This is a genomic window from Hydrogenophaga sp., assembly GCF_028698005.1.
In the GTDB taxonomy this organism is placed as follows: domain Bacteria; phylum Pseudomonadota; class Gammaproteobacteria; order Burkholderiales; family Burkholderiaceae_C; genus Hydrogenophaga.
In genome coordinates, this window is sequence record NZ_JAQVEJ010000002.1 from 46,879 (window position 1) to 54,622 (window position 7,744).

The 7,744-nt window shown below is 68.7% G+C and carries 12 protein-coding genes; 8 read left to right on the top strand and 4 right to left on the bottom strand.

Translation table 11 applies throughout. The features are described from left to right. Positions 1-13 precede the first annotated feature (13 nt). From PHQ87_RS00525 to gloA, 6 genes are all read left to right on the top strand, one after another. The gene (locus tag PHQ87_RS00525; RefSeq protein ID WP_300230111.1) at positions 14-436 is read left to right on the top strand and encodes an SRPBCC family protein; all 423 of its coding nucleotides are present in this window, start codon (positions 14-16) and stop codon (positions 434-436) included. A 19-nt stretch (positions 437-455) separates the two neighbouring features. Next, positions 456-923, top strand: coding sequence for an SRPBCC domain-containing protein (locus PHQ87_RS00530; RefSeq protein ID WP_300230113.1), 468 nt, complete (start codon positions 456-458; stop codon positions 921-923). Further along, the gene (locus PHQ87_RS00535) at positions 920-1,306 is read left to right on the top strand and encodes a VOC family protein (protein WP_300230115.1); all 387 of its coding nucleotides are present in this window, start codon (positions 920-922) and stop codon (positions 1,304-1,306) included. Before PHQ87_RS00530 ends, PHQ87_RS00535 begins: the two co-directional genes overlap by 4 nt. Positions 1,307-1,351: 45 nt before the next feature. After that, positions 1,352-1,798, top strand: a complete 447-nt coding sequence (locus PHQ87_RS00540) for an SRPBCC family protein (RefSeq protein WP_300230117.1) — start codon at positions 1,352-1,354, stop codon at positions 1,796-1,798. Between the two features lie 10 nt (positions 1,799-1,808). Further along, positions 1,809-2,183, top strand: coding sequence for a DUF1428 domain-containing protein (locus PHQ87_RS00545; protein ID WP_300230119.1), 375 nt, complete (start codon positions 1,809-1,811; stop codon positions 2,181-2,183). A 125-nt stretch (positions 2,184-2,308) separates the two neighbouring features. Continuing rightward, entirely contained in the window at positions 2,309-2,725 is a 417-nt protein-coding gene (gene gloA, locus PHQ87_RS00550) for a lactoylglutathione lyase (RefSeq protein WP_300230120.1), read from the top strand. A gap of 19 nt (positions 2,726-2,744) precedes the next feature. On the opposite strand, the gene PHQ87_RS00555 is transcribed toward gloA, so the two are convergent. The 3 genes from PHQ87_RS00555 to PHQ87_RS00565 form a co-directional block, all read right to left on the bottom strand. Next, positions 2,745-3,203: a DUF882 domain-containing protein gene (locus tag PHQ87_RS00555; RefSeq protein WP_300230133.1), complete on the bottom strand. Its 459-nt coding sequence runs from the start codon at positions 3,201-3,203 to the stop codon at positions 2,745-2,747. A gap of 89 nt (positions 3,204-3,292) precedes the next feature. Then, positions 3,293-4,954 (bottom strand): L,D-transpeptidase family protein, encoded by a 1,662-nt coding sequence (locus tag PHQ87_RS00560; protein WP_300230122.1) that lies wholly within the window; start codon positions 4,952-4,954, stop codon positions 3,293-3,295. Positions 4,955-5,023: 69 nt separating this feature from the next. Next, positions 5,024-5,578, bottom strand: coding sequence for an OmpA family protein (locus tag PHQ87_RS00565; protein ID WP_300230124.1), 555 nt, complete (start codon positions 5,576-5,578; stop codon positions 5,024-5,026). Between the two features lie 209 nt (positions 5,579-5,787). Between PHQ87_RS00565 and PHQ87_RS00570 the strand changes: the two genes are divergently transcribed. Beyond that, the gene (locus tag PHQ87_RS00570; protein ID WP_300230127.1) at positions 5,788-6,348 is read left to right on the top strand and encodes a gamma-glutamylcyclotransferase; all 561 of its coding nucleotides are present in this window, start codon (positions 5,788-5,790) and stop codon (positions 6,346-6,348) included. Positions 6,349-6,368: 20 nt separating this feature from the next. Then, on the top strand, positions 6,369-7,004 hold the full coding sequence (pdxH, locus tag PHQ87_RS00575) for a pyridoxamine 5'-phosphate oxidase (protein WP_300230129.1): 636 nt from the start codon (positions 6,369-6,371) through the stop codon (positions 7,002-7,004). 4 nt (positions 7,005-7,008) lie between these two features. Here the strand turns inward: pdxH and PHQ87_RS00580 are convergent, their stop codons facing one another. Continuing rightward, on the bottom strand, positions 7,009-7,731 hold the full coding sequence (locus PHQ87_RS00580) for a hypothetical protein (protein ID WP_300230135.1): 723 nt from the start codon (positions 7,729-7,731) through the stop codon (positions 7,009-7,011). Positions 7,732-7,744: the final 13 nt, after the last annotated feature.

Sequence of the window (7,744 nt, forward strand, 5' to 3'; positions counted from 1 at the left end):
CAAGGAGACCCACATGGACATCACCGTCGAAACCCGTGTCAAAGCCCCCGTGGCGCAGGCCTGGGCCGCCTGGAACGATCCGCGCGCCATCGAGCAGTGGAACGCCGCCTCGCCCGACTGGCACACACCCCGCGCCAGTGTCGATCTGCGCGAGGGCGGCCGGCTCATGGCCCGCATGGAGGCGCGCGACGGCAGCGAAGGCTTCGACTTCGTGGCCACCTACACCCGCATCGAACCCGGGCGGCTCGTCGAGTACACGATGGACGACGGGCGGCGGGTGCGTGTCGAGTTCCATCCCTCGGGCAGCGACACCACCGTGCGCGAGACCTTCGAGGCCGAGAACGTCTATCCCCCGGAGATGCAGCGCGAGGGCTGGCAGGCCATCCTCGACCACTTCGCCCGCTACGTCGAAGGCCGTGTCACGGCCGGGACGTGATCCTCTCCGGGAGCCAGCCATGCGGCACGACGAGCGCACCCTGAGCACATCCCGCACCCTGCCCTTCACGCCACAGGCCATCTACGGTGCGTTCGCCGCGCCCGAGCTGCTGGCGCGCTGGTGGGGGCCTGCGGGCTTCACCAACACGTTCGAGACCTTCGAATTCCGGCCCGGTGGCCGCTGGACGTTCGTCATGCACGGGCCGGACGGCACCGACTACGCCAACAGCAACCGCTTCGAATCACTGGAACCCGACCGGCGGGTCGTCGTCCGCCACGATGGCCAGCCCTTTTTCACGCTGACGATCAGCCTGACACCCGTCGGCGGCGGCACGCTGCTGGAGTGGGATCAGACCTTTGACGACGCCCAGACCGCAGACGCCGTCAGGCATCGCGTCGACCCGGCCAACGAGCAGAACCTCGACCGCCTGACCCGGGTCCTGAACGACACGATCACCACCCACCCCCCACCGGAGGCCACACCATGAAACCCAATCCCATCGTCTGGTTCGAAATCTACGTGCAGGACATGGCTCGCGCCCGCCGCTTCTACGAGACCGTGTTCCAGTGCACGCTGGAGCCGCTGGCCGCCCCCGAAGGCGAGGCCAGCAGCATGGACATGCTGAGCTTTCCCACGGAAATGAACGCCCCCGGCGCCGGCGGCATGCTGGTGCGCATGGAGGGCGTCCCGCCCGGCGGTGGCGGCACGCTGGTCTACTTCGGCTGTGAGGACTGCGCGGTGCAGCAATCCCGCGTGGAAGCGGCCGGCGGCCGGATCCACAAGCCCAAGTTCGCCATCGGCCCCTACGGTTTCTGCGCACTGGTCGTGGACACCGAGGGCAACTGCATCGGGCTGCATTCGATGGCCTGAGCGCCAGCACCCGTCCTTGAACCACCCCTTGCCGAGGAGAACCCCATGTCCACCGGAACCGTGCGCCTACACCGCGTGCTGCGCACCACGCCCGACAACGTCTTCCGCGCCTTCACCGATGGCGCGGCCATGGCCAAGTGGTTGCCGCCCTATGGTTTCGTCTGCCACGTGCACGAGCACGATGGCAAGGTTGGCGGCCGCTTCAGGATGTCGTTCGAAAACTTCTCGAACGGCCAGCGCCATTCGTTCGGCGGCGAGTACCTGGCGCTCAGGCCCGGTGAACTCGTCGAATACACCGACCGCTTCGACGACCCGAACCTGCCCGGCGAGATGCACGTGAGCGTGAAGCTGCGCGCGGTCTCCTGCGGCACCGAGATCCACATCGAACAGTCCGGCATCCCCGAGCCCATCCCCACCGAGGCCTGCTACCTCGGCTGGCAGGAGTCGCTCATGCAACTTGCCCACCTCGTCGAACCCGACATCACCGGATAAGGAGCCCCTCATGCACTACGTCGATGGATTCGTCTTGCCGGTGCCCCGCGGCAGACTCGATGAGTACCGCGCGATCGCGGACAACGCAGGCAAGGTCTGGCTGGAACACGGCGCCCTGCAGTATTTCGAATGCGTGGCCAACGACGTGCAGCCCGGCAAGCTCACCTCGTTCCCGCAGTCCGTGCAGCTCAAGGACGACGAGGTGGTCGTGTTCGCGTGGATCGTCTACGCCTCGCGCGCCGAACGCGACCGCATCAACGCGCTGGTCATGCAGGACCCGCGCATCACCTGCACCAAACCCGAAGACATGCCCTTCGATGGCTCGCGCATGTTCTGGGGTGGTTTCACCGGGATGGTCGAATGGGGCTGGGGCAGCCCGTCGTAGCGCACCCATCCACAGCCGGCGTGGTGACGTCACGGCCCTGCGGCAGTACCCATGTGCCTGCAGGCAGCCGGGGTGGCGGCGGATAATTCCTCCGTTCCACTTCGACACACAAGGACTTCACCACGATGCGACTCCTTCACACCATGCTGCGCGTGGGCAACCTGCAGCGCTCGATCGACTTCTACACCCAGGTGCTGGGCATGCAGTTGCTGCGCACCTCCGAGAACCCCGAGTACAAGTACTCGCTGGCCTTCCTGGGCTTCGACGGCGGCAACCCGGGCCAGGCCGAGATCGAGCTGACCTACAACTGGGGCACCGAGCAGTACGAGATGGGCACCGCCTACGGCCACATCGCCATCGGCGTGCCCGACGCCTACGCCGCCTGCGAGAAGATCAAGGCCGCGGGTGGCAACGTCACGCGCGAGGCCGGCCCGGTCAAGGGCGGCTCGACCGTCATTGCCTTCGTCACGGACCCGGACGGCTACAAGATCGAGCTCATCCAGCGCGACGACGATCAGGCGGGCGGCAAAGGCCTGCGCTGACCCCCACCGGCCTGCCGGTTCACCAACTGCGCACGGGCCCGGTGTCGATGTGAACGAACTGCTCGCGCGGGTAGTAGCCGACGCCGCCGGCGCGCAGTGACAGCGCCGCCGCGCGAAGATCGGTCAGCCGCGTGCCGGGCAGGCGCACATCCACGGCGCGTCCGTCCATGTGCAGGCTGCGTTTGGCCACGCCACCACCGGGCGCGGCGCGCAGCATCTCGTTGGTGGCCGGTGAACGGTAGCCCGAGATGATCTCGAAGGGACGGGTGTTGCCCAGGACACGGTGGATCTGGTGCAACAGGTCGTACAGGCGCGGGTCCATGCGGCCGATGTCGCCGCTCCGGTGATCGCGCAGAAACCCGCCCAGCTCACCCAGCGCCCACGGGTCGTACTCATGGCCGATGGCATACACCAGATCGATGTCTTCGTGCGTGTGGGTGTGATGGAGCGCCAGACGGCGCGGCGACGGTGCGGCCATGGCCCGTGCCACCGAGGGCGGCAGGGTTGCCGCGGCCACCGTCCCGGCGGCAGCCGACAGCCAGCGCCGGCGGGACATGCGCGCATGCTTCAGACCCGCCATGAAGACCCTCCATCCGTGGCCCTGGCCTTGCCGCGGCGCGCCTCCAGGGCGGCCCGCAACGTACGGTCGTGGCCGTAGATATCGTCAAAGAAATAGATCTCGCCATTTTTGACCAGGGTCGTGATGTACGTGATCACCACCGGCAAGGGTTCGCTCAGGCGCACGGTCTGCGACTGGCCCTTGCGCATGGCAGCGACGATGCGTTCCTCGGTCCAGTCGGGCATCTCCTGCATCACGAACAGGGCCAGGGCCAGGGGGTCTTCCACGCGGATACAGCCGTGGCTGAAATCGCGCTGGGCACGCTGGAACAGGCCGACACTGGGCGTGTGGTGCAGGAAGATGTGATCGCGGTTGGGAAACACGAACTTGATGTCGCCCAGCGCATTCTCGGGCCCCGGACGCTGACGCAGCAAGGCACGCCCGGCCAGCACGTCGTCCAGCAGCGCATCGCTCACGCTGCGGTGCACCGCACCGTCACGCTGAACGATCTCGAACCCGAGGCGGTCAAGATAGCCCGGGTCGCGGCGCAGACGGGGCACGGTCTCGGCCGCCGCAATGGAGCGTGGCACGTTCCAGTAGGGGCTGAACTCGATGAAGCGCATGTCCTCGTCAAACAGCGGCGTGTCATGGCGCATGGCCTTGCCGACGATGACCCGCATCTCCGCCCTGACCTGGATGTCACGACCGGTCTGCTCGTAGGCCCGCAACACGAATTCGGGGATGTTCACCACCACCATCCGGCGGGCCTGCTGCAGCGGAAGCCAGCGCAGGCGCTCAAGCGCCAGCCCGATCTGCACGGCCCGTTCGTCGGGCGCCACCGCCAGTTGCGCCAGGGTCTGGCGGCCCACCACCCCATCGACCTCCAGACCATGACGGCGCTGGAACCGTCGCACGGCCTCCACCAGGTCGTCGTCATACCGGTCGGCCTGGCCCGTGGCGTGCCCGGGCTGGTAACGCAACGCCAGCGCCGCCGGCAGGTCACCCAGGGCCGCCAGCCGCCGGGCCAGCAGCGGGACCCCCGCGTACCGCGCGCCCGGATCCAGTTTGCCCGGACCGCGTGTACCGCGCGATGGCAGGGGCGGCAGGGCCTGTTGCCAGGCCTCGTGACCCTGCAGGCTGCGGTAGTGCCGCAGCGCCTGGCGAAGCTGCTGATACGGGTGCAAGGCCGGCTCGGCCCTGGCCACGGCCTGTGCCAGATCGCCGGCGGCCAGCGCCTGGCGCAATGCGCCTGGCGCATCGAACACCGCCTGGCGTGCCGGCCGGAACGCGGCCTGGACCTGCCGGGGGTTCACGCGGCCATGGCGAAGATGCTCCAGGTAGCGCACCATCGCGTCGGACAGGCGCTGGTCCAGCCGGGACACGGCTTCATCATCCAGGCCCGCCGCCACCTGCGCCGCCCGCCCGATCTCGGCCGCCAGGCTGTCCGCACCGTACTCCGCCGGATCCAGCCCTTGGGTGTCGGCAGCGCGCAGCAGTGAAACCGCCTCCAGCGCCTGGCCTGTGGGGCGCCCCGCATCGAACCATACCGGCTCCGCGGCGGCCAGGGCGGCACCCGCGGGCACCAGGCACCACAACAGGCCACAGCACCACAGCCACCGACGCATCAGCACCCCCGCACCCGGCCACACCACCGCTGCGGCGAGGCCCATCGGGCCTCACGCCCGCCAAACGCGACGAAGCCCGGTGGGGCCGGGCTGTGTGACAGGAAGCGCCCCCCTTCAGTCAACGATCTCGACTTCCACGCGCCGGGCCTGGGCATCGTCGCCGGAGCCGGTGGTCTGCTCGGGCTTGCTCATCACGATCGACGATTCGGCCACCCCCACCGCCACCAGGGCATCGCGCAGGGCCAGGGCGCGCTTCTTGGCGAGTTCGGCGTTCATGGCCGGGTTGCCGGTGGCGTCGTGGAAGCCCGACAGCACCAGCTTCTTGCCCGCCTTGGCCGCGGCAACGGCATCGCTCAGGGCCTCGGCAGCGCCCGGCGCCAGATCGGCCTTGCCGGAAGCAAAGTAGAACTTGACCACGCCGTTTTCAACGACGATGCTGGCGTCGTCGTCATCGGCGGCGGCGCCCACCGGCGCAGCGACCGCCGCCTCCGTCGCGGGCGCCGCCGAGGCCTCGGCGGCAGGCGCCGGCGTGGCGGCCGCGGATGGGCCGGCACCGGCACGCGACTTCTGGATGCCTGTACCGACGGCCAGACCGATGGCCAGCAGAATGGCGGAAATCAGCACGACGGCAACGGCGCGGGTGTCCTGATCGTTATCTTGGGAAGACATGGTGGAATGGCTCCGGAGGGTGGTGTCGGGTGTGTTGCCGGTCAATGACCGGGCGGCTGGCGCCGCTGCGGGCGATGCGCAAGAATGGCGCGATCCGCACATGCAATCCTTGATTTTAGATGGCCCGCCCTGATTCTGTCCCTGCGCCACCTGCCCCGCGCCCATTGCGTTACACCTCGTGGGAACCTGCCGAACGCAATGGCGCCGCCATGATGGCGCAGACCCTGGCGCAATGGCGGTCCTTCGGGCCCAAGGCCGACCTGTGGGTGTTCGGCTATGCCTCGCTGGTCTGGCGGCCCGAGTTTGAGGCGGCCGAACACCGCCCGGCCCGGGTCCACGGCTACCACCGCTGCCTGCACATGTGGAGCCGCGTCAACCGTGGCACCGCCGATCGCCCCGGTCTGGTGTTCGCGCTCATGCATGGCGGCTGCTGCGACGGCGTGGCACTGCGCCTGCCCCACGACCAGGTCGAAGCCGCTATGCCCGCGCTGTGGGAGCGCGAGATGCCCAACCCGGTCTACGACCCCAAATGGCTGCTGTGCCACACACCGCAAGGGCCGGTGCGGGGGCTGGCGTTCACGCTGTCCCGGCGCAGCCCCAACTACACCGGCCCCCTGAGCGATGCGCAGTACCGCGACATCTTCGCCCACGCGAAGGGGCGCTACGGCAGCACGCTGGACTACGCCCGCCAGACCTTGCACGGGCTGCGCTCCCACGGCATCGAAGACCACGCCCTGGCCCATCTGCTGCGCCTGGCCGATCATCTGTGACCCGCCCCTATACTGACACGATGAACATCGCCGACCTCCGCAAGAGCTACGAAAAGGCCGAACTGAGCGAATCGGCCTCGCATGCCGACCCGCTCCGGCAGTTTGACCAGTGGCTGCAGGAAGCCATCCAGTCCGAGGTGCCCGAGCCCAATGCCATGACCGTGGCCACCGTCGGTGCCGACCTCAGACCCACCACCCGCGTGGTGCTCATCAAGGGCTATGACGAACGCGGCATCGTCTGGTACACCAACTACCAGAGCCAGAAGGGCCGCCAGTTGGCCGGCAACCCCTACGCCGCCCTGCAGTTCCACTGGGTGGAGCTGGAGCGCGTGGTGCGCATCGAAGGACTGGTGGAAAAGGTGAGCCCGGAGGAAAGCGACGCCTACTTCCACAGCCGCCCATTGGACAGCCGCATCGGCGCCTGGGCCAGCCCGCAGAGCGAGGTGATCGAGAGCCGGGCGGTGCTGGTGGCCAATGCCGCCAAGTACGGCGCGCAGTTCCTCCTCAACCCTCCCCGCCCACCGCACTGGGGCGGCTACCGCCTCAAGCCCGACAACTGGCAGTTCTGGCAAGGCCGCAAGAGCCGCCTGCACGACCGACTGCGCTACGCCCTGCAGCCCGATGGCCGTTGGCTGCGCGAGCGCCTGGCGCCGTGATCGCTCAGGGCACGGCGCTCGTCAGCACCTCCACCGGCAGGAACTGCAGCAGCGTGCCGCCCACGAAGCTCTGCACGTAGCTGACCACCGCGCGGCGGTACTTCTCGGACGTCACCTCGGCCAGCAGGTCGAGCCGGGCGACGATCTTGCCGAACTCGCGCTCGAAGCTCAGGTTGCGCCCCTGGGGGCCGATCTCGTCGGCCAGCAGCAGGGGGCGGCCGGCCGCGTCACGCCGCTGCGCCAGCAGCCAGACGGCGATCTCGACATTGCGCGCGGCGTTGTACACCGTCTGTGCATCGATCCCGTCGAGCAGGTGAAAGCTCGTCTTGCCGCCGTGCGAGGTGATGATCATGTCGGCCAGCGCATGGCAGAAGGCCGCGACACGGTCACCCTGGAACTCGGGCTGCAGCGCCAGCGCCTGGACATCGTGCCGCTCGCCGAGCGCGGGCCACGGCTGCCGGCTCTCGATCGACTCGCGCAGCGTTTGCAGGGCGGTCTCGCGGCTGGCGGCGCCGCCCTTGCGCCATTCTTTCGGATTGCGGCGGTACAGCTTGTCGGCCAGCAGGTGGATGCTGACCAGGTTGTCGCGCATGCCCAGCGTGGCCATGCGGTTCACGTCGGACTGGATCAGGTCCTGCGAGGTCATGGGTTCGGCCCTGACCTCGCCGCGGTCCGTGGGCGGGGCCGCGCAACCGGCCAGCGCCCGCAGCAGCGTGGCGGCGGCCATGGCCGTGAACGGG